Below are 21,174 nucleotides of genomic sequence, written 5' to 3' on the forward strand. Positions count from 1 at the left end.
CGTCGGCACTGCGCGTGACACAGATCAAGCGATTTGCCCCAGTTGTACCGCGCTCAGGGGCAGGTACACTGGGGCGACCTCCACCGGGTCACACGCAAAGGCAGCGCTGCCGGTGCGTGCAAACGGCCTGCGTAATTCCGAGGGCTTCGAGATGGCCATGCTGCGCCCGTTCATCGTCCCGTTGCTGGGGGCGTCTCTCATCACCCTCCTCGCGTGTCAGGCTCGCACGATCGAGGAGAGCAAGAGCGCCGAGACCGCCCAGTGCACCCGCTGTCACGGCGGCGAGCAGAACCAGACCGGCGCGCCGCCCCGCATGATCGGGTCCGACCCCTCGCGTGCGGGCGCGCACTCCGCGCACGTCGAGGCCGGCGCGCTCGCCGGCGCCCTCGCCTGCTCCGAGTGCCACCTCGACCCGCGCACGGACCAGTCGCAGCACGGCAACGGAAAGGTGGACGTCTCGTTCGGCGCGCTCGCGCGCGCGGGAGGCGCCTCGCCGGCCTACGACCGCTCGAGCGGGACCTGCTCCAACGTCTATTGCCACGGCGGAACCGCCACCACGTCCCCGGTCTGGACCGCGCTGGACGGCGCCGCGGTGGCGTGCGGCGCCTGTCACGGGACTCCCGGGAACCCCGTGCCGGCGACGCACCCGAGCCTCGCCCCCGGAGCGGCGACGGACATCACGTCCTGCGCCGCGTGCCACGGAGAGACGGTCGGCTCCGACGGGAAGATCCGGGTCGAGACGGGGAAGCACGTGAACGGCCAGGTCGACGTGCGCCCCGAGGCGAAGCACCCGCAGGGCTGGGCCTCGCCGTCGCTCCACGGCGCCGCCGCCGCTCAGGACGTTCGGGCGTGCCTCGCCTGCCATGCGGTGAAGGGGGAGCCGCACGTGACGGGCGTGGTCTGCGCGAGCTGCCACGACGCGTTCGCGGGAGGCAAGGACTGGACGGTGACCTGCAACACCTGCCACGGCGACGCCACCGATCCCTCCGGCGCTCCGCCGCAGGACCTCGCCGGCAACACCGCGACGACCGCGCTCGGCGTCGGCGCGCACCGGCAGCACGTGCGGGGCAGCGCGCTCGCGCCCGCGTTCGACTGCAGCTTCTGCCACCCGAAGCCCGGCACCGTGCTCGACGCCACGCACCTCGACGGCCAGGTCGAGCTCACGGGCTACACGGGCGCCGACGGCGTCTGGAAGACCTCCGCGAAGGACCCGGGCTTCGCGCCCGCCTCGGCGAGCTGCGCGACCGCCTACTGCCACGGCGCGTTCCAGAACGGCAACGCGACGAACGCGCCGGTGTGGACGCGCGTCGGCGAGGGCCAGGCGGACTGCGGGACCTGCCACGGCGTGCCGCCGCCCGCGCCGCACCCGGTGGTTCCCGCCGATCTCGCCGGCTGCAACGCCTGCCACCCCCAGACGATCTCCGCCACGGGCGCGCTCATCTCGCCGTCGTCGGGGGGCAAGCACCTCGACGGCGCGATCGAGTTCTCCGGTGGCCACGAGGCCTCGTGGATGGACACGACCTCGTCGAACTTCCACGCCAACACGGCGGTCCGCAGCCTCTCGTCGTGCAAGGTCTGCCACGGGCAGAACCTCGACGGCAGCACCGGATTCGGCGGCTCGTGCGGCCGCTGCCACGATCGCCCCGGGCAGCCGTGGGCCACGAACTGCACGATGTGCCACGGCGGGACGGACAACGCGACGGGCGCGCCGCCCAAGGCGACCTGGGGACGCCAGGCCGATCCGGTCCGCACCGGCGCTCACACGGCGCACGTCACGCAGGGAGCGAACGGCGCCGTCTTCGACTGCAGCGTGTGCCACGTGACGCCCGCCGACGCGCTCACGCCCGGCCACATCGACGGCGAGACCGCGACGGTGAGGTTCGCCGGCGTGGCGGTGCCGACCGGCGTGACCCCCACCTTCGACCGCGCGACCGCGGGCTGCGCCTCGACGTACTGTCACGGCGCCACGCTGTCGGGCGGGTCGAAGACGTCCCCCGTCTGGACGAGCACCGGCACGGGCCAGGCCGACTGCGGGACCTGCCACGGCGTCCCGCCGCCGGCGGACGTCCATCCGCCTGTGTCGAGCAACCTCGCCGGCTGCAACCCCTGCCACCCCGACACCGTCTCCGCGAGCGGCGCGATCGTGCCCAGGAGCGCCGGCGGCAAGCACATCGACGGCACCATCCAGGCGGCGAGCGGCCACGACGCGGACTGGATGAACACCTCGAGCCCGAAGTTCCACGCGTACTCGGCGAACCAGGGGCTCGCGTCCTGCCAGTGGTGCCACGGCGCGGACCTCTCCGGCGGCTCGACCGGCGTGAGCTGCGCGTCCTGCCACGACGGCGTGAACCGGCCCGCGTGGAACAGCTGCGTCATGTGCCACGGCGACAAGGCGACTGGCGTCGCCGCGCCGCCGCGTGCGACGTGGGGTAACAACGTCCAGAGCGGCACGACGAACGTCCGCATCGGCGCGCACGCGACGCACGTGAAGGGCACCGCGAACTCGGCGCCCATCGACTGCGCGGTGTGCCACCCGAAGCCCGCGGACGCGCTCACGCCCGGCCACGTCGACGCCGCGACCGCCACGGTCACGTTCACCGGCGTCGCCACGCAGGGCGTGACGGGAACGTCCTGGAACCGTACGACGGCGACCTGCGCGTCGACCTACTGTCATGGCGCGAACGGCGGCTCGAACCCCACCCCGATCTGGACGAAGGTCGGCCAGGGCCAGGCGACGTGCGGCAGCTGTCACGGGGATCCGCCGAACGACGGCGGCCTGGACCGGCACGTCTTCCACGTGAACGTCCTGAGCATCGGCTGCGGCGCCTGCCACGCCACGACGAGCACGCAGCACGTGAACGGCAGGCGCGACGTCGTGCTCTACACCGGGACGGTCATCAACACCGGCTGGACGTCGCAGTCCTCCTGCGACACGCTGGCGTGTCACGGCGCGGGGTAGTCGCGAGCCGCCTCGAGGGCCGCGTCGTTGGCGCTCGAGGCGGTAACTGCTGATCCTGTTTCACACGAAGCCCCTGATCGCGACCTTCGCGACCAGGGGCTCGTCGTTTGCCGATGCTGAGGACCGGTACCGCGGGCGACGCGCAACAGGGAAGCACGCGCCGGCCGATCCGATCGGGCGTGGATGCAGAGCCCCTCGAATGTGAGCGTGCCAGCAGCACGCAACCGGTAGCGACCGTCCTTCGACTTTTCGCGAGGCTCGGAGCCTCCGTCGGCGAGTCGTGTTCGCTCGCGACTCTTCGCAGAATGACCGCCGACGCTCCCAGTCGCCGCGCAGGCTCGCGCAGTCCGCCTCACCATCCCGCCGCAACCGCTCCCTCGCCGCTCGACGTCGTCCAGCATCTGCCTGCGCCAGCTCGTCCGACTCTCGTCTACAGGCTTGATGCACCGCGCCGCTCGACCGGGAGGGACCGCGGTCGGGCCGCGTCGAGGAAGGCGCCCATCACGCGGGCGTGGTTCTCGAGCGTATGGAAGCGCGGGTCGCGGGGTCACCTATCCCCCGAGCTCCGCGACGCGCGCATGCCAGCCGAGGACTTCGTGCGACCCCCCGGGGCCCGAGGTTCGTTCCGCTCGCGCACGCGGCTGGCAGATCAAGGCCGCGCCCCGAGGACGACGGGGCGCGGCCGGATCTTCACCGCTCTCTCAGCGCATCAGTGGCAATTGAAGCACTGGGCGTCCCACTGCGGCTCCACATCGACCACGCCGTTCGCGTGCCGCGCACGGTTGGTGATGCCGATGCCCACCCCGGCCACGGTACCGGTCGCGTCCGGGTGGCAGAGCTGGCACTGGTTTCCGCCGTTGTGATAGCCGTGCCACGAGAGGTTCTCCCTGGGCGGATTTCCGTGGCACGAGTCGCACGCGGTCGGCGATCCCGTCCACGCAGGCGTCGCGCGCTTGCCGGCGTACCGCGCTGTGTAGGTGCCGTCCCAGTAGTAGTACGAGAACGTGCCGGCGTAGTTGCCGTGGCAGTACGTGCTGGCGCACGTCCCCGCCGTCCGGTCCCACGCAGGAGCGGCCCCACCGACGGTCGCGAGCGAGCCCCAGGTGAGCTTGGCGACTGCGTCGTCGATGTGACCGGGGGAGAAGGCGTCCGTCGGAACGACGTGGCACTGGTCGCAATCGAGCGGCGCCGCGACCGAGGTCCCCTTGACGTGCGCGGTGTGCGCCCCGACCCGAAGCGGGTCGCCCGAGTTGCCCCACGTCGTCCGCGGTGGCGCGCCCGTGCCATCCGCCGGGTCGCCGTGGCACATCGTGCAGTTCCGCTCCCAGCCGGCCCCGTGGCACTTCGCGCAGCCGACCTGCGTCGCCCCGCCGCTCAGATCCGCGCCGTGACACGCCTGGCAGGGGCCCAGGCCGCGGTTCGCCGAGTACGCGTGGAACTTCGTGCTCGTCTTGTCCATCCAATCCTTGTCATGCCCGCCCTCGACGAACCCGTCGAGGTGGAGCCCGCCGGCGCTCGGCGGGATGATCGCGCCGCTCGAGTCGACGGTGTCCGAGTGACACACGGCGCACCCGGAGAGGCCGCCGGAGACCGAGGGGTGCGGCGCGGGCGGAGGCAGGCCGTGGCAGGTGCCACAGCCGGCCTCGCCCTGGCCGACGCGGGTCCAGGTGGGCGTCTTGTTCGTGCCGCCGCCGAGCGTGGCGCCGTGGCAGTAGGTGCTGGCGCACGTCGCGGTGTCGCGGCTCCACGCGGCGGCCGGCTCCCCGCGGTTCGCGGCGAGGCCGCTGAACACGACCTTCGCGGTCGCCTCGTCGACGTGGCCGTCGGACAGGGCGTCCGTGGGCTTCACGTGGCAGACGGCGCAGTCGAAGGGCGGCGCGATGGCGCTGCCGGTCACGTGGGCGGCGTGCGCGCCGATCCGCACGTTCGCGGTGTCACTCGGGACGTTGTTCCCCCACGTCGCCCGCGGCGGCGAGGACTGCCCGCTCGCCTTGTCGCCGTGGCACATCACGCAGTTCGTCCGCCAGCTCGTCACGCCGGCCGGGAGGTTGCGATCGTGGCAGTCACGGCACCCGGTGCTGGTGGAGCCGCCGGTGAGATCGGCGCCGTGGCAGGCCTGGCAGCTCGCGATGCGCGCGTTGGCGGAGTACGCGTGGAATCCGGAGCTCGCAGAGTTCATCCAATCGACGCCGTGGCTCACGAGCACGACGGTGCCCTTCGTGTGGTCGCCCATCCGGTGGCACGCCTCGCAGTCCGCGCGCGTCGGGTTCTCGACGACGAGCGTCGGGTGGACCGACGGGAGCGCAGCCACCGCGTGACAGGAGGTGCAGTCGAGCGGGCCGGGCGTCCCCCAGGTGATCGAGTGGGGCTGCGTGCCCATCGGGAAGTGGCACGCCACGGAGCAGGTCGCCGGATCCGTCCCGGTGAGCGTGATGGTGCCGCCGGACGTCGAGGTCCCGCGTGTATAGGTGAAGGGGTCGAACTGGTACGCGCCGCCGCAGGGGTGGCAGACCGCGCAGCCGATCCCGTAAGCGGCGTGCTTGTCGTGCGACCCGGTGCCGGTGCACACCGCAGCGTCCGCGGTGATGGCGGAGGAGCGCGGCGTCCTCGAGAGGCCACCCTGCCCTGCCTCCTGGGCTCCGCTCCCGCACGCCAGCGACGACAGCATGGCGATGCCGGCGACGATCGCCGATCCGAGCCTTCGGTCGAGCTGCCACGAGTGCATGCGGATCCCCCAGACCCTGGTCGCGAACGCCTGAACCGCCTCGGCCAAAGAAAGCAACTTCGATGGCTCACGACGAGAGAGCGTTCGGGTGCACGAGTTGGACGCAACCCATTAGTCCGCCCGACTTCAATCTCGCACAATCCCTTTGATGTGTGTCAGCAACCTTCAGTACATGAGGGGGCGTGGAGCGGCGACGCGCTTGGTTGGCGGTCCCTGCGTCCTCGCGCCGCGCTCCGATACTCGAGACGAGACGGGGCCAGGCGTCGGGCTTCAGCGACGTCCGCGCTCGGCAAAGAACGGGGACCACCGCGCATTGCGCGGCAGCCCCCGTTCCGGGCCGACGTTATTGACGTTGATCAATAGGGCATCGGGTCGTACCACCAGATCCCGAACGCATCGACGCTCGACCACGGCGAACGGAGATCGTGCGCAGCGTCCCGCGCCTGGACGCGCCAGTAATAGGTCGCGCCCGGCCACTCGGTGGCCGTGAAGGTCTTCGCGTACGTCGTCGAGGTGGTCCAGGGCCCGTCGAACACGAGCGGAGCGGTGAAGCCGGGGTTCGAGGAGATCTGGATGCGGTACTCGATGGGATCCCCGTTGGGATCCGCGACGGCGGTCCACTGGAACGTGACCGGCACGGCGGTCTCGGGGTACGGAACGGCGCCGTCATCCACCGGCGTGAGCGCAGGCTGCCCAGGCGCGTTGGGGTCGGGCGTGGTGAACGTGTAGATCTGCGACACGGTCGCGTTCCGCATCGCGTCCGACGAGCGGACCCGGTACGCGTACTGCGTGAGCGGAGCGAGGCCGGTGAGCGTCACCTCGCGACAGGGGGTGCTCACACCTGGCCCGCAGGGCTGGGTCACGAGCACGCCGTTGCCATCCACGTTCGACGGCGTTCCCACTCCCCACTCGACGTAGGAGGTGGCCTTCTCGTTCGTGGTCCAGGACACCTTCGCGCTCGTCCCCGTGACTTCCTTGGCGACCACGTTCGTCACGGTGGGGGCAACGTACTCCGGCGCCGCGGGGAACCACCCCGCGGTGTGGCAGTGCCAGCAGTAGGCGTTCGGGTCGCTGATCGCCACGCCGGGCACGGGGTGGTCCGCCCAGGTGGGAAGCTTGAAGTTCACGATGCCTTCATGGCCGTGGCAGAAGAAGCAGGGCTTGTTCGCGCCGCCGGGGACGGGGTCCGTCGTGTGGCACCCGGCGACATTGCACCCCGCGTGGCGCGCGCCGGAGTGACACCGCTCGCAGAGCGCCTCCGCTCCCACTCCGGCGCGGTTGATCGTCGCATCCGCCACCGGCGACGTGTTCACGCTCGACGCGAACAGGAACGCGTTCGAGCTCTGGTGCGCGTCGTGGCAGGTCACGCACGGAAGCGGACCAGCGCCCCGGGCGTACCCGATGAGCGACCCTCCGAACCCCGTGCCGGCGCGCGCGCCATGGAAGTCCCCATCGGCGGACGTGTAGCCGTCGAGGAGCGGCGGCGTCTTGCCCGCGACCGCGGTTCCCCGCCCGCCGTGGCACTTCTTGCACGCACCGTCCACCTGGGCCGGATCGTTCGGGTCGAGCGCGCCGACCCCCTGGATGACCACGGTTCCGGAGACGTGCCTGCTCGTATCGTGGCAGTTCTGGCAGGCGGCGCGGTTCGCCGTGGCGCTGGAGCTGTCCACGCCATGGCTCGACCTCACCGGGAACGCTCCCGCCTGCCCCTGCGAGTGGCACGAGCTACAGGCGAGCGGGCCCGGAGCGCTCCAGTCGACGGGCTGCGTCGTCGCGAGCCCGCCGACGTTATGACACGCCACGCTGCACGTCGTTCCGTTCGCTCCGACCGTCACCACGTTTTCCGGCCCCGAGATCGACGCTCCGCTCGTCGGGAGCGTGTACGTGCTCGAGAACTGCATGAGCCCGCCGCACTCGTGGCAGGTGGCGCACTGGAACCCGACGAGACCATGCTTGTCGTGGGCACCCGTGCCCCTGCACACGGGGCCGTCCGCGGTCGCGGTGGCGGCGGCGCGTGTCCGGCGGACCGAGACGGGCGCCGGAGCCCCCGTCAGCGGCTCATCCTCACCGCAGGCGATGAACAGGACGGTCGAGAGCGCGGCCAGGGCGATCGGGCGCCTCACGTGAAATCGCATCGTTCCCCTCCTCTTCACGGACGAGCCGCAGCCCCATTCCGGGCGACCGGCAAGACGTACCGTGAAATAGGTAGGTCACGAGGGTATCATGGGTCCGAGCGCTTGCTTGATGGCTTCACCGCGGCACGAGGTCGCGTTGCGCACATTGATTCGGCGCAATCTTCTCGTTGATGCCCGTCAAAATCGACGGGGCGCGCCCCCGCAGGAGCGCGCCCCGTCGATTCGATACCGCGCGTCTACTGGGCGATGGACGTGAACATCTGCACGCGGTTGTTCGAGCGGTCGGCCACGAACGCGTCCCCCTGAGCGTCCAGGCAGATCTGCGACGGGTAGTAAAGGAGCCCGTCCGTCCAGCCGAGGCTGAGCTGGCGCCCCAGGTAGCTGCCGTCCTGCCCCAGCAGGACGAGACCCGCGCCATTCTGGTCGACCGCGAGCAGGACACCGCGGTTGTTCGCGGTGAGGTAAGTCGGGAAGCTCGCGTAGTCCTTGAAGCTCTTTCCCAGTGGCGAGAACGCCGTCGCGCCCTTCGCGGCGGACCACACCGTCGCGCGCACCGCGTCGAGCACGTAGACGATCCCGCCCGCATCCACGGCGACGTCCATGAAGGCCCCGGCGTCGGCGGGGAGCGGGAGCGTCGCCGTGACCGCTCCCGAGGGATCCGCCACGAACACCTTCGCGGCGGCCGTGTCGAGCACGTAGAGGTTGTCGGCGCGGTCCACCTTGAAGCTCGTCGGGACGACCTCGGTGACGCCGGCGGGCTTCAGGTCGACGTACCCCTGGAACGCGCCCTTGGCGTCGAGCCGCGCGATCTTCCGCAGCTTGCGGTCGAGCACGAGCATGTTTCCCTTCGAGTCGAGCTGCAGGCGCACCGGGTGCTTCAGCTGCGGCACCTTCACCTCGGCCGCGGGCGTGACGGTGCCCTCCTTCACGAAGTAGGTGAGGAGGCGGGCGTTCCCGGTGTCGGCGATCACGAGCAGCCCGGCGTCGTTGCAGGCCACGCCCTCGGGCGCGGACAGCTTGCCGTCCTTCGCGTCCCTGTACACCGTGGCCTGGTGCTTGAACGCGACGCTCTGCGCGCGTGCCCCGCTCGCGGCGAGGACGACGACGAGCGAGACGATCACCCTCGCGTCGATGGCTCTCAGCACGGTCATCACCTCGTGAACTTCTCGTGGCACTTCGTGCACGTCTCGGGGACCGTCGCGTAGGGCATCATCGACTTGAACTCGGTGCCGTGCGCGCGATGGCAGCTGAGGCACTGCAGGGTCAGGTTCTTGTTGCGCGGGTCGACGAACTTCGCGCCGACCGGATGCGACGAGTGCTTCTGCCAGTCGTGGCACTTCCCGCAGAGCTCCGGCGACTCGGTCTTGACGAGCATGAGCGCGGCGTCCGAGCCGTGGGGATCGTGGCAGCTCGTGCACTCCGAGTTCTTGATGGGCTCGTGCTTCGTCACCGACAGGTCGCCGCGCTTGATGGTGTCGGCGTGGCAGCTCCCGCAGACCGTCCGCATGTCCGCCTTGAGGAGGCCCTTCTCCTTGGACGCGTGGGGGCCGTGGCACGACAGGCAAGCGGCGCCCTCCGTGACCGGTCGGTGAAGGCGGTTCTTGTCCATCATCTTGTTGATGTTCTGGACGTGGCAGCCGCGGCAGAGCGCCAGCCCCGCCTGCTTCGGCTCGAAGCCCCTGGGAGACCCCGGTGCCTCGTGGCACTGGCCGCACATGCCCTTCGCGACCGGCGCGTGGACCGTGTTGTAGAGCATGCCGCGCACGTTCGAGCCGTGCGGGTCGTGGCAGCTCGTGCACCTCGCCTTCGCGACGGGGTAGTTCATGTGCTTCTTCATCAGGATCGGCCCGTCCACCTTGTGGCAACCCAGGCAGAGCTGGGGGACGTCGGCCTTGAGCAGCTTCAGGCCCGTGGCCGATGCATGGGCCTCGTGGCAGCTCCCGCAGCCGTTCTCGACCGCCCGGTGCTTGAACTTGGAGGCCTTCGCCCCGTCGACGAGGGTCTTGTGGCACGTCGCGCAGAGCTCAGGGCCGGCCTTGACGAGGTTGGCCTTCGCGTTCGAGGCGTGCGGGTCATGACACTCGCCGCACTTCTGCTGCGCGGCCGGCGGGTGGGTGCTCTTCGCGTTCTTCGCGACCACGTCCTTGTGGCACGTCCCGCAGATCGCGTTCGCGTCCGCCGCGAGCAGCTTGCCGTGGTCCGAGGCGTGAGGGTTGTGGCACCCGACGCAGTCCTTCGAGCGCACCGGCGTGTGGACGAACGGCTTCTTGAGCCGTTCGGCGAAGTCCGGGTGGCACTCGAGGCAGACCTGGCCGGCCGCCCCCGGCTTCAGCTTGAACTTCGGGGCAGGCGGCGCCGCGGCCGCAGGCCCGACCAGGGCGGCGACCGCCAGGACGAGGATGAAAGGTCTCGCGCTCATCTTTGTCCTCTACTTCTCGACGACGTGGCAGTTGCCGCAGTCCCGCGACGCGAACGGCGCGTGCTGCAGGTCCTTGAACATCTTGGGATCCTTGGAGGCGTGCGGATCGTGGCAGCTCGTGCAGCTCATGTCGGACGCCGCGATGCCGAGGTGGGCCTTCGTGAACTTGCCCTCCTTCTCGTCGTGGCACTGCCCGCACAGCTCGGACGCGCGCTGCACGGCGAGCTTCGGCTGCTTCGCCGAGTGCGGGCCATGGCACGCCAGGCAGTCCTCGACGGGCTGGTGACGCTTCTCCGCCGCGAGCTTCTCCTTCATCTTCGTGTGGCAGGTGACGCACACGTCCGGAGTCTGCGCGAGCATCAGCTTCTTGAGCTTCGCCTGGTGCGGGCTGTGGCACTTCGTGCAGTCACCCGCGCTGAAAGCAGCGTGGATGCTCGTCGCGCCCTGGACCGCCTTCTCGGTCTTCTCGTGACAGCGCGCGCAGAGCGTCTTCTCCTCGGAGACCAGCATGCCGGCGGTGTTCGAGCCGTGCGCGTCGTGACAGGTGAGGCAGTCACCCTTCGCGAACGGCGCGTGCGTCGTCCCGCTCGCGTCCGCCTTCATCATCCCGGCGTGGCACTGCTCGCACAGCTTCGCGCCCCTGGCCTTCAGGAGCTTCGGCTCGTCGGAGCCGTGCCCGGAGTGGCACGCGCCGCACCGCCCATCGAGCACGGGCTTGTGGGTGTGCGTCTTGATGAAGCGGGTCTCCTCCTCGGCGTGGCAGCCGAAGCAGACCTTGTCGAGGCGGGCCTTGACCATGCCCGGCAGGTTAGAGCCGTGCGGGTCGTGGCACGCAGCGCAGTCCCGGTCCACGAACGGCTGGTGCGCGACCTTGCGCTTCTCCTCGAACGTCTTCTTGTGGCACGCGCCGCAGAGGGCCGCGACGTTGTTCGCGAGGAGCTTCTTCTCCTTCGTGGCGTGCGGCTTGTGGCACGAGGCGCAGGCGCCCGGGGACGACATGGGGGCGTGCGCGACCGAGACCTTCTGGCCCATCTGCGGGTGGCACCCGAGGCAGAGCTTCGCGCCGGGGGCGTGCGTGAGCTTGGGCGCGCCGGACGCATGCGGATCATGGCACGCGACGCACTGCCCGTCCTTCACGGGCTTGTGCACCACGGTCCCGCCGCCGAGCAGCTTGGCCGAGTCGTGGCAGTTCGCGCAGAGCTTCGCGCCGGCTTCCTGGACGGCGAACGGCTTCGCGGACTTCGCGGGCGCGTGGCAGTCGGAGCAGGACGACTCCGCGACGGGCGGATGGAGCGAGGCCTTGAGGAGCTTCGCGCGATCAGCGGAGTGCGGATCGTGGCAGCCGGTGCAGGTCGCCACCGGGTAGCCCCCGTGCGCCTTCGCGAACCCGCCGGCGCTCGCGGAGTGGCACTTCGAGCAGAGCTTGCCCTCCTCGGCCACGAGCAGGTTCTTCTGGTCGGACGCGTGCGCCACGTGGCACGCCTGGCACCCGTCCTTGGCGAGCACCTTGTGCACGTTCTTGCGCTCGAACGCCGCCTTGTCGTGGCAGGCGTAGCAGACCTGGCTACCCTCCGCCTTCAGCATGTGCGGCGCGTTCGAGCCGTGGACGTCGTGGCACTGGCCGCACGCGCCGGTGCGGAGCACCTTGTGGACGTTCGGCTTGTCGAGGCCGATCGACTCGCGCTTGTGGCACCGGAAGCAGAGGTTCGCGCCGGCCTCCTTCAGCACGAGCTTCGGCACCACGCCGTGGCGCAGGTGGCAGTCCTCGCACTTCCGCTGCTTCACGGCGGGGTGCGTGAACTTGACGGAGTCGTACTTGTCCGCGAACGGCTTGTGGCAGTCGATGCAGTCCTTCGACTTGAACTGTCGCGCCGCCTCCGCCCGCCCCGGCGCGGCGGCGAGGAACGCCGCCGACAGGGCCGCGAGCGCGAGCGTCCACCGGTTGGTCTTGCTGGTCACAGCCGTGCCCTCGCTGAAGTCGTGGACCGCGCTCACCCGTCGACGCGCGTGATGTAGACCTTGACGTCGTGCTCCTTGCGGAGCTTCGCCACCCACTCCTTGAGCGCCTTCTCGACGCTGCTGGCGAACACCTTCTTGCCGATCGTCTCGCGGCTCTCCTTGTACGGCTGCTCCTTCCCGGGCGTGACGTCGAGGAGCTGGACGACGTAGGCCTGGCCCCCGCGTGACGAGTAGAGGCGGAACTCACCCTTCTTGGCGCCAGCGAGCAGCTTCGCGAGCTCCTCGGGCAACCCCTTCGCGCTGTAGATCGTGCCGCCGAAGTCGAGGTCGCGCTCCTCCGCCGGCACCAGGTCCGCCGCGTTCGACTTCAGCCACTTGAGATCCGTGCCCGACTTGATCTTGTCGAGCGCGGCCTGCGCGGCCTTGCCGTTGCGGAACGCGAGGGCGTCGAGCCGGTAGAAGGCGGGGGTGCTGAACTCCGCCTTGTGCTTCTCGTAGTAGTCCATGAGCTCGCCCTCGGTGACCTTCACCGAGGGGACCACCGCGCGCTGCACGAACATCCCGAAGAGCAGCGAGGTCTCGTACTCGGCGACGACCGCCTTGTACTCCTCGCTCTGGTCGAGCTTCTGCGCGAGCGCCTCCTTCTTGAAGAGCCGGCGCATCAGCATCCCCTCGAACGTCTGACGCTTCACGACGTTCACCTGGTTCGCGCGGATCGGCCCCTCCATGCCGTGGAAGAACTTGAGCGAGATCCCGGCCGCGAGGTCGCCGACGGTGATCGGCGCCTCGCCGCGGATCTTCGCCAGCACCCGCTTGTCCTTGTAGAGCGCGTTCCAGCCGGGCTTCTTCGCCTCGTAGTCGAGCCGGTCGATGAGCTTCTCGTCGACCGTCGCATACTTCTTCGCGAGCGCCTCGTAGGCCTTGATCACCGCCTCGCGCCGCTTCGCCGCGAGCGCGCGCTCCTCGGCGATCGCCCGCGCCTCGGGATCCTCCGGGTAGCGGACGTCCACGACCTTGATGACCGTCCAGCCTGAGGGGATCTTGACGGGGGGGCTCACCTGGCCTGGCTTGAGCGCCGCGACCGCCATCTCGATCTGCGGGAGGAGCTTCGACTCGGGGACGAAGACAGGCTCCTCGTTGCCGCGCGCCTTCTTCTCGGCGACGAGTCGCTTCGCCGTCTCCTCGAACGCCTTGGCGTCCCGGACGAGGGGCGCCACAGCCTTCGCGTCCTCCTCCTTGTCGAGGACGATCGAGCGGAGCTTCCACTCCCGGACCGAGTCCTGGAAGATCCTCTCGACGGCGGCCGGATCGGCCTTCACGTCCTTCGAGACCGTCTGCTCGAAGACCTTCCGGAGCGCGGTCTCCTCGTACTTCGCCAGCTCCTCCTTGAGCTGGGGGAGATCGTCGATGCCCATGTCGCGCGCCTCGGAGGCGACGACCCGGGTGTCGATGAGCCGCTCGAGCACGCGCGTGAAGTCGCTGCGGCTCGCCGGAGCGGCGGGGGCCGCCTCCTCGCCCGTCGCGCCCTCCTCGGGCGATCGCGGCGCGTGCTCGAGGGCCAGCGTGTCCACGAGCTGACCCATCGTGATGACGTCGCCGTCGACCACCGCCACCGGCGTCGAGGCGAACCGGGGCGACAGGAACGGCACCTTGAGAAGGGCGCTCGCCCCCTCCGGCTCGGCGGTCTTCTTCGCGGGGGCGGTCGGAGCGCTCTTCTTCGCCACGCCCGAGTCACCCTTGGCGGCATCGGTCTTCGGCGCGGTGGCCGCCGGCGGCACCTTCGTCGCCGCAGCGGGAGCCGCCGAGAACGCCCACGCAGGCAACGAGGCCAGCACGGCTGCGAGAACTGCACGCGTCGTCATGTCGCTCCTCTCGACCGCGCCCCGGCGCGGCCACGTCGTTCGACGGTCTCTCCCCGCCGTCCAGCTCCGCTTGGCCGTGCCGGTGGCTGCAACGCGTGTGCCCCCTGCTGGGCCGTCTCTAACCACTGCAATTCCGTGGATTCGCTCCCGATTTGTCCCACTCCACGCAAAGCGTGCTGCGCAAGCGTTGCGTGGCCCCTCGATGATTCGATCGTTTTTCGCTGCCGGCCTCGGCTCCGGGAAGAGCCCCACGCGACATCCGCCCGATCAGCCTTCGTGCGGCTCGCGGCGGACGGCGCCGACGGCGCGCTGCTCATGCGCCGGGCGCTCCACGGTTCGCCGCTCCAGCGCAGGAGAGCGATCACGCGTGCCAGGCTTCGTCGCGGCGGCGATCCCGTCCACCACGCTGCGGACCATGCGGCACGCGAGCGCGGTCGCGGTGTTCACCCGCCCGCGATCGAAGAGCACGACGTCGTCGTCACCGCGGTGGTCGGAGGTCGCCTCCCAGACCACCTCCTCGGTGCGGGTGTCGATGAGGGTCACAGTGAAGTCCGCCTTCGGCACGGGCCCCACGTCGTCGTACTCGCGGACGACGCCGGTGAGCACGAGATCGGTCCCGAGCACCTCCGTCGCGGTGCGCACCGCGAGCAGCGAGAGCGAGCCCTCGAGGACGATCCGGTAGCGGATGAGCGCGTCGCGCACGACGCCGGGCTCGGCGACCGTGACGGTCCCGAGCGACGACAGGTGCCGGACGAACTCCACCGCGAGGGCCTCGCCTGCCCCTCTTCGCTCCGTCTGGTTCACGAACGGGAGCACCGCGACGGAGGCCGCGCCGGGCGCGAAGCGGCGCGAGCGAAAGCTGACCCTGGGCTCGAAGCGGCGCTCCGCCGGGCACGTCGTGACGGGAGAACCGTGACCGGAGAGGAACCCCGCGAGCGAGCCCGTGAGCCGCGCGAGCGCGTTCCGCTCGAGCCGCTCGATCTTCGAGATGATCCCGAGATCCAGGAGGCCCGGCTCGTCGTTGCCGCTCAGCACCGCGCCGTCCATCCACAGGATCTCGGGTCGCTCGTCCGTCGCGACGAGCCGCATCGTCACCGCGATCTTCGGAGGCGCTCCCGCGTGATAGAGCAGCACCGAGGTGACGAGCACCGCGTCCACCTCGAGCTCCTCGCGGGCGGCGCTCGCGGTGGCGGCGTCGATGCCCCCCGTGAAGCGGACGCGGTGGCGGGAGAGGAACTCGTCGACGGGATTCCCCTCGACCACGTCGGCGCCCGCGCGGGCAGCCGCGAGCGAGAGGAGCTTCAGGAGGTGCTTTCCTGGGACGACGCCGCCGCTCAGGTTCTCGATGGGGAGTACCGCGATGCGCCGGCCGGCGAGGCGCGGCCGCTCTCGCGGCTTCTCGGGCTCCGCCCGCTGGACAGCCGAATCTGCCCCCATCACGGCAGCGCGCGCCGCTCCGGGCGACGGCGCCGCGGCCCGCGAGCCGGCACACGCGACGGAGACCGCGAGCGCCAGGAAGGCGAGGGCGACCTTACTTGAACAGCTTGTTGAGGAGGTCATCGACGGCTTCCTCCGTCACGTCGTTCAACGGAGCGCCGCCTCCGCCCAGCAGCCGCGCGCCGAAGCCGACCCCTCCCTTGGTGGTGGAGGCGGACCAGACGACCTTCCCGGTCTGCGTCTCGATGAGCTGCAGGCTGAGCGAGACGACGTTCGAGGACGCGGTTCCGGATCGCAGCTCGCCGTACTCTCGAACGACCCCCGTGATCACGGCGTCCGCCTTGAGGAGACCGCCGAGCTTGACCGCCTCCTCGACGTTGGGCGCCGAGGCGTTCACGACGCCCACCCGGCTCGCGCCGCGGATCACCTCGCCGTGCGGGAGGACGTAGATCGAGCCGCTCGCGAGGAGCATGTTGACGAACACGTCCCGGACGCGCTCGCCTGCCATCGAGTCGCGGCTCAGGTTCGAGAACGGCATCACGAGCACCGTGTGCACCGAGCCGAAGTCCATCTCCGCGTTCTGATAGCGTCGGCGCGCGCCTGGGCCCGAGCACGCCACGAGCGAGGTCGCGAGCAGGGTCGCGATCAGGGTGCACGCTTTCTTGCGCGGGATCAGCATGTCGCGGCTCCAGTGCAATATGCAGGCCACCGTCACAGCGTCACCGTCAGGTTCGCGGTGAACAGGTGCGAGATCGCGTCCTGCGCCGGCGCGCTCGAGTCGCTCAAGACGTACACGAGATCGAGGAAGGTGCCGGGGCGGATGGTCCAGCGCGCGGACGGCGAGACGAGCTGGGTCACCGCCTCGGCCGACGTGTCGAGGGTCTTCGAGTACGTCGCGTGCAGCGTGAGATCTCCGCCCTGCAGGGGCGACCATCCGAGCCCGAAGGTCGCGAGCGTGGTGGGACGCGCCCCGCGGATGATCCGCGTCACCGACGCACTCGCGTAGAGCGCCTCGGTGGGACTGAACGAGGCGCTCGCATCGGCCTGCTCCAGCGTGGTCGTGCTCGCTGGCACTCCACCGCCCGAGGTGGAGTTCCTCGCAATGCGATAACCCCCGGAGAGCTGAAAGACCCGGTGAGGTCGGAGGCTCGCCGTCGCTCCCCCGATCAGCCCGGTCGATCGCTGACCGCGCTCGAGGAGCGACAGGGTGTAGCCCCCGTTGCCGGAGACGCTGACGCCGCGATAGAGCTCCGCCCTGCTGAACATCGTGAGGGCGTTCGAGAGCGAACTTCCGGTCGTGCCCTGCCGCCAGGCGCCGGAATAGTTGATCGCGTGGCTCATCGCCGGGAGCGGCGTGTACGCGAGACCGGCGCCGTAGGTCAGGATGCCGCTGTGCGTCTCCTCAGCGAAAAAATCCTGACGCGCAATTCGTGCGTTCAACGCAAGGGGTTGCGCGAGCTTGTGGGCGAGCGACAGCCCGTTCGTGAGCGCCAGCCGGCTCTCGGCGGTGTCGCGCCCAGGGGTCCTCGTGTCCGAGCGAGCGACCTGAAGCGAGAAATCATGTGACAGGTTCGGCGACTGGAGCAAGACCGTCCTCGCGCTCGCGCTGGCCGAGTTGAGCAGTGAGCTGCTGCGCCCACGGATGGCCTCGGCCGGGACCGTCTGGAAGAACTGCAGCTCGGTCACGAATATGTCCGCGTACTTGGGATCGATGGTGACCGCGGGGTCGAGGGGAGAGGTGACCACCTTCACGTACCTCGCGGTGATCTCCTCGATGCGGAGCTCGAAGCGGTTCTCGAAGATCCCGAACACCACCGGGCCGACGAGCGCGACCGGCATCCAGCGCTCGTTGTCGTCGCTCTGGTACACGCTGAAGCGAAACGCGCTCGTGACGAGCTGGGGGAGCGGCTGGTTGACCCAGACGTGGATCGTGTTGACCGGGGTCGCCGGGACGGTGGGCAGCTCGACGCCCATCTCGCGTGCGTTCGAGTCGCCCTTCGTCCGGGGAGAGAACCCGATGTCGAGCCCCGCTGCCGCGGTGGTGTTTCCATCGACGAGCGCGGGGTTCGGGACGAGTGTCGCGGTCTCGGGCGTCGGGAAGGTCTCCACCAGCGACAGCCCCGCCAGCGGGATCCGCGCAGTCGGGATCTCCGCCCCGATGTCGCGGACCGTGGTGTTCGCGAACGTCGACTGCACGTCGTAGGTCAGGTGCACGAGCGTGCGTCGAGAGAACCAGCGGTCCTCGTACGTGACCCGCCCCGTCTGCCCGACGGCGGTCTGCTCGGCGCCGTGGAGGCGGTCCTCGTTGTCGTCGTACCGCGCGGAGTAGCCGACCAGCAGCGACTTCGAGGCCTTGTACGAGGCGGTCAGGAGGAACGCGTCGTTCCTCGAATCCTGGGACGCCCGATCGACGTCGAACGAGTTCTGGCGGCTCGCCCGGAACGTGATGAGGGGCAGGTCGAGCGGCCTCCAGGCGCTGTCGAAGGCGATCGTCTCGAGGACCAGGGCTGGCGAGCGCACATCGAGCGTGCGCGCCCATTCCTGCCGGCGGTCATAGCTTCCGCGACCATTCAGCGTCGGACCGCCGACGTTCAGCCGTCCGAAGATGCTCGCGAGCCTCGAGTACGAGGTGTCTGCCGAGCCGATCCCGCCCTGCCAGGTCTTGGCGTCCTCGTACTGGCCACCTCCTGCGAGGCTCAAGGAAGGGAAGAACGACTTGTCCAGCGCGAGCCGATATCGCTGCAGCACCGTGTCGACGGACGACGTGCGCGCCTCCGCACCCTGATCCGTCACCGTGGACTCCGTCTTCGTGTACTGCTCCTCGATGACGGCCGACCACCCGTCCCCACGGCCTGCCGTCGCCCAGGCCGCGAGCAGGACGCCCAGCGCGGCTCGCGAGAGCCACCTCATCGCCCACGCGCCCCCGCGATCGCGAGCCCGTAGGGATCGTCGCCGACGTCGATGACGGACAGGAGGGAGCGGCTCGCGAGATCCAGGACCGCGATCGCGCGGGACTCGGGCATGAGGAGGAACAGCGTGTTCTCGACGTCGTCGATGACCATCCACGAGGCGGCGCCGGGGAGCTCCAGCGTGTCGACTGGCAAGAGCGAGAAAGGATCGAACACCTGGATGCGGGGCTCGCCCCGCATCGCGACGTAGAGCAGGTCCGTCCGTCGATCGACCAGGATCGCGCCCGCCCCCAGCCCGGCGAAGATCCGATCCGACGTCGCGAGGTCCGGGACGGAGAGCACGCTGACGTAGGGAGAGCTCGCGTTCGTGACGTAGAGCCGGTTCCCGGCGGAGTTGAGGGTGGCACGCAGCGGCTCCGGCTCCGTCGGAACCGTGGTGAGCGTCGTGCGCGCGACGGTGTCCACCACGGTGATCGTGTTCGTGCGCCGGCTCAGGACGTAGGCGCGCCTTCCAGAAGGATCGAGGACGAGCCACTCGGGCTCCGGACCGACGACGGTGCGGCCGAGCTCCGTCCAGCTCACGGTGTCTACGAAGCTCACCGTGTAGGAGCCCTCGTTCAGCACGATCAGCACCTGACCGTTCTGCGCGAGCGCCACCTGGCCCGGCCGATCTCCTGCGCTGAGCCGGACGCGCGACAGCGTCTCCGCCGAGACGAGGTCCACGACGGCCACCTCGTCGTCTCCGGCGAGCGCCACGTAGGCGCGGCGCTGGCGCTCGTCGAGGGCGATCCCGCGAGGCTCGCGGCCGGTGGGGACGGCGGCGACCACCTGCCGCGCCTTCTTGTCGAGGACGAACACGTCGTTCCAGGCAGTGCTCGCTGAGGCGCCGGCGAGGGTGGTCACGGGGATCTCGGGGGTGGCCACGGCGAAGGCGGGTGTGAAGCCGTAGTTGCGCTCGATCGCCTCCGCCGGCTTGAGGTACAGCAGGAGGACCCGCGCACCACCGCTCCGGACGTCGAATCGCGCCTCGATTCGCGTGGGCGCCTGCGGCACGAGCAGGTTCGACATCCCGCCGTCGGAGCGCAGGCTGGCATCGGAGACGTCCACGAGGAGCCCCGCGTACTGCCCCGGCGCGAGCCGCCCGTGGGCGAAGAGGCGCTGGTGGCGGGCATCGCGGCCGGAGAGCACGGGACGGACGAGCTCGAGCGCGACGCTCTCGCCCTGCTGCGTCACGACGGCGACGGAGCGGACGGTGACGGCGAGCTTCTCCGCCTCCGGGGAGAACGGCTGCACGTAGACGAAGAGGTCGCCCTCGCCCGAGAGCGGCTCGCGGGCCGCGATCCGTGGCCGCGCGGCGCAGGCGAGGAGCACCGACGCGAGGACCACGGCCTGGAGGACGGTTCGTGTTCGCATGCGCGCTCCGATCTCGCGAGCTTCCCTCGGCGAACAACCGGATTGGCGACCTATTCGCACCCGCGACGAAATGAATCGCCCTGACAAGAAAGGAGGGGCCGCTCGCGCGGCCCCTCCTCATACTACACCAGCGTGCTGCGCGAGCTGACTAGTCCTTCGCGTGGCACTTGTTGCAGAGCGAGCGCTGGAAGAAGGCGTAGCGCGTCGCCGGGCGGTTGTACATCGCCGCCGCGTACTCGGCCTGCGTCAGGCCCTGGTTGAACTCGCCGTTCGCCATCTCCGTGCCCGCAGCCGCGTCCTTGCCCGGCCACTGACCGTCGACCGCGACGAAGGGCGCGTTGTTGTTCCAGCGCGAGAGCTGCGGGAACGCCGTGGCGTGCGCGCGGTGGCAGGAGAGGCACATCACGTTCTCCGTGCCGGTCGTCGGGCCGCCGAGCTGCGTGCCGTCGATGACCGCGTGCGCGGCGAGCGCAGCAACGTTCGCCGAGCCCTCCTCGTAGGGGATCATCGAGTCGTACGAGGTGGCCTGCGTGCCGGTGAGGTCGCCCGAGCCCTTGTACGCGTTGTAGATGGCCGCGATCGTCGTGCCGAGCGGGTTGCCGGCGAGGTCGTTCGCCTGCGCCGTCAGGAGCGCGCCGTTGCCGGCCGGGTGGATGAGCTTCGTGTTACCGGCGTTGACGCCGTTGTTGTGGATCGAGGCGTGGCAGTTCGCGCACCACTCGGACATGCCCGAGCCGTAGGCGACGCGCGTGTCGAACGTCCCCTCGGAGCGGTTGTAGGTCGACGGAGCGACCGCGATGGGCGGGTCGGCCGTGAACGCCGTGGCGGTCGGGACCGACATCGGAACGTAGCCAATGGGGGCGAGGAGGCGGTACACGCCGACGGCCGCGTCAACGGTCGGGGTGGCGCCGTAGGAGCCGGAGCCGTCGATCGGCAGGACCTTCGCGCCGAGCGCGGAGGAGGCGATCGTGCCGGCCGCGTCGACGATGCGGGCGCGGCTGTGCGGATCGTGGCAGGAGATGCAGGAGAGCTTCGTCGCGTCGTAGTTGCCGCCCGGAGCCGTCGTCAGCTTCGTGTCGGCGCCGAGGGTGTAGTCGGCCGCGATGACGTTGTGGCCGTGCTTGTCGGCCGCGTTCGTGTACGGAGCGCCGCGGACCGTCGTGACGTAGGCCTTCGTCAGGTACGCGAAGTCGCCACCGGGGGTCATCTCGACCACGCCGCCGCCCGTCGTCATGACGTGGTAGCTCTTCGGCGCCGTGTCGGCCGCCGCGTGGCAGTTGAGGCACGTCGAGCTCTGGTCGCTACCCTGGAGCAGGTAGGAGAAGCCCTGGAACTGCGTGCTGGCCCCCTTCTTGG

The 21,174-nt window shown here is 70.1% G+C and carries 12 protein-coding genes; 1 reads left to right on the top strand and 11 read right to left on the bottom strand.

All coding sequences use genetic code 11. The features are described from left to right. Nucleotides 1-157: 157 nt before the first annotated feature. The gene (locus tag MNZ39_RS04995; RefSeq protein WP_242335398.1) at nt 158-2,959 is read left to right on the top strand and encodes a CxxxxCH/CxxCH domain-containing protein; all 2,802 of its coding nucleotides are present in this window, start codon (nt 158-160) and stop codon (nt 2,957-2,959) included. A gap of 709 nt (nt 2,960-3,668) precedes the next feature. On the opposite strand, the gene MNZ39_RS05000 is transcribed toward MNZ39_RS04995, so the two are convergent. The 11 genes from MNZ39_RS05000 to MNZ39_RS05050 form a co-directional block, all read right to left on the bottom strand. After that, entirely contained in the window at nt 3,669-5,684 is a 2,016-nt protein-coding gene (locus tag MNZ39_RS05000; RefSeq protein ID WP_242335401.1) for a CxxxxCH/CxxCH domain-containing protein, read from the bottom strand. Nucleotides 5,685-6,040: 356 nt separating this feature from the next. Beyond that, entirely contained in the window at nt 6,041-7,807 is a 1,767-nt protein-coding gene (locus MNZ39_RS05005) for a fibronectin type III domain-containing protein (protein ID WP_242335404.1), read from the bottom strand. A gap of 248 nt (nt 7,808-8,055) precedes the next feature. Further along, complete coding sequence (locus MNZ39_RS05010; RefSeq protein ID WP_242335408.1) at nt 8,056-8,970, bottom strand: NHL repeat-containing protein; 915 nt, start codon at nt 8,968-8,970, stop codon at nt 8,056-8,058. After that, a complete protein-coding gene (locus MNZ39_RS05015; RefSeq protein ID WP_242335411.1) occupies nt 8,970-10,238 on the bottom strand; it encodes a cytochrome c3 family protein in 1,269 nt (422 codons plus the stop codon). Before MNZ39_RS05015 ends, MNZ39_RS05010 begins: the two co-directional genes overlap by 1 nt. A gap of 9 nt (nt 10,239-10,247) precedes the next feature. Next, a complete protein-coding gene (locus MNZ39_RS05020) occupies nt 10,248-12,197 on the bottom strand; it encodes a cytochrome c3 family protein (RefSeq protein ID WP_242335414.1) in 1,950 nt (649 codons plus the stop codon). A gap of 32 nt (nt 12,198-12,229) precedes the next feature. Continuing rightward, a complete protein-coding gene (locus MNZ39_RS05025; RefSeq protein WP_242335417.1) occupies nt 12,230-14,059 on the bottom strand; it encodes a peptidyl-prolyl cis-trans isomerase in 1,830 nt (609 codons plus the stop codon). A gap of 267 nt (nt 14,060-14,326) precedes the next feature. Further along, nucleotides 14,327-15,619, bottom strand: a complete 1,293-nt coding sequence (locus MNZ39_RS05030) for a hypothetical protein (RefSeq protein ID WP_242335420.1) — start codon at nt 15,617-15,619, stop codon at nt 14,327-14,329. Next, nucleotides 15,591-16,175, bottom strand: coding sequence for a GNA1162 family protein (locus MNZ39_RS05035; protein ID WP_242335423.1), 585 nt, complete (start codon nt 16,173-16,175; stop codon nt 15,591-15,593). Before MNZ39_RS05035 ends, MNZ39_RS05030 begins: the two co-directional genes overlap by 29 nt. Before the next feature lie 32 nt (nt 16,176-16,207). After that, nucleotides 16,208-18,406 carry a hypothetical protein gene (locus MNZ39_RS05040; protein ID WP_242335426.1) on the bottom strand — a complete coding sequence of 733 codons (2,199 nt, stop codon included), beginning with the start codon at nt 18,404-18,406 and terminating at the stop codon, nt 16,208-16,210. Further along, nucleotides 18,403-19,818 carry a hypothetical protein gene (locus MNZ39_RS05045; RefSeq protein WP_242335428.1) on the bottom strand — a complete coding sequence of 472 codons (1,416 nt, stop codon included), beginning with the start codon at nt 19,816-19,818 and terminating at the stop codon, nt 18,403-18,405. Before MNZ39_RS05045 ends, MNZ39_RS05040 begins: the two co-directional genes overlap by 4 nt. 148 nt (nt 19,819-19,966) lie before the next feature. Then, nucleotides 19,967-21,174: cytochrome C (locus MNZ39_RS05050; protein ID WP_242335430.1), on the bottom strand; the 1,208-nt coding region annotated here is incomplete at its 5' end.

This window comes from Anaeromyxobacter sp. SG66, assembly GCF_022690805.1.
Classification (GTDB): domain Bacteria; phylum Myxococcota; class Myxococcia; order Myxococcales; family Anaeromyxobacteraceae; genus Anaeromyxobacter; species Anaeromyxobacter soli.

Bases quoted from the DNA above. Each gene is read 5' to 3' on its own strand.
- MNZ39_RS04995 (WP_242335398.1), top strand. From the start codon at position 158: ATGCTGCGCCCGTTCATCGTCCCGTTGCTGGGGGCGTCTCTCATCACC.
- MNZ39_RS05045 (WP_242335428.1), bottom strand. From the start codon at position 19,818: ATGCGAACACGAACCGTCCTCCAGGCCGTGGTCCTCGCGTCGGTGCTC.
- MNZ39_RS05040 (WP_242335426.1), bottom strand. From the start codon at position 18,406: ATGAGGTGGCTCTCGCGAGCCGCGCTGGGCGTCCTGCTCGCGGCCTGG.
- MNZ39_RS05025 (WP_242335417.1), bottom strand. From the start codon at position 14,059: ATGACGACGCGTGCAGTTCTCGCAGCCGTGCTGGCCTCGTTGCCTGCG.
- MNZ39_RS05035 (WP_242335423.1), bottom strand. From the start codon at position 16,175: ATGCTGATCCCGCGCAAGAAAGCGTGCACCCTGATCGCGACCCTGCTC.
- MNZ39_RS05010 (WP_242335408.1), bottom strand. From the start codon at position 8,970: ATGACCGTGCTGAGAGCCATCGACGCGAGGGTGATCGTCTCGCTCGTC.
- MNZ39_RS05015 (WP_242335411.1), bottom strand. From the start codon at position 10,238: ATGAGCGCGAGACCTTTCATCCTCGTCCTGGCGGTCGCCGCCCTGGTC.
- MNZ39_RS05030 (WP_242335420.1), bottom strand. From the start codon at position 15,619: ATGACCTCCTCAACAAGCTGTTCAAGTAAGGTCGCCCTCGCCTTCCTG.
- MNZ39_RS05000 (WP_242335401.1), bottom strand. From the start codon at position 5,684: ATGCACTCGTGGCAGCTCGACCGAAGGCTCGGATCGGCGATCGTCGCC.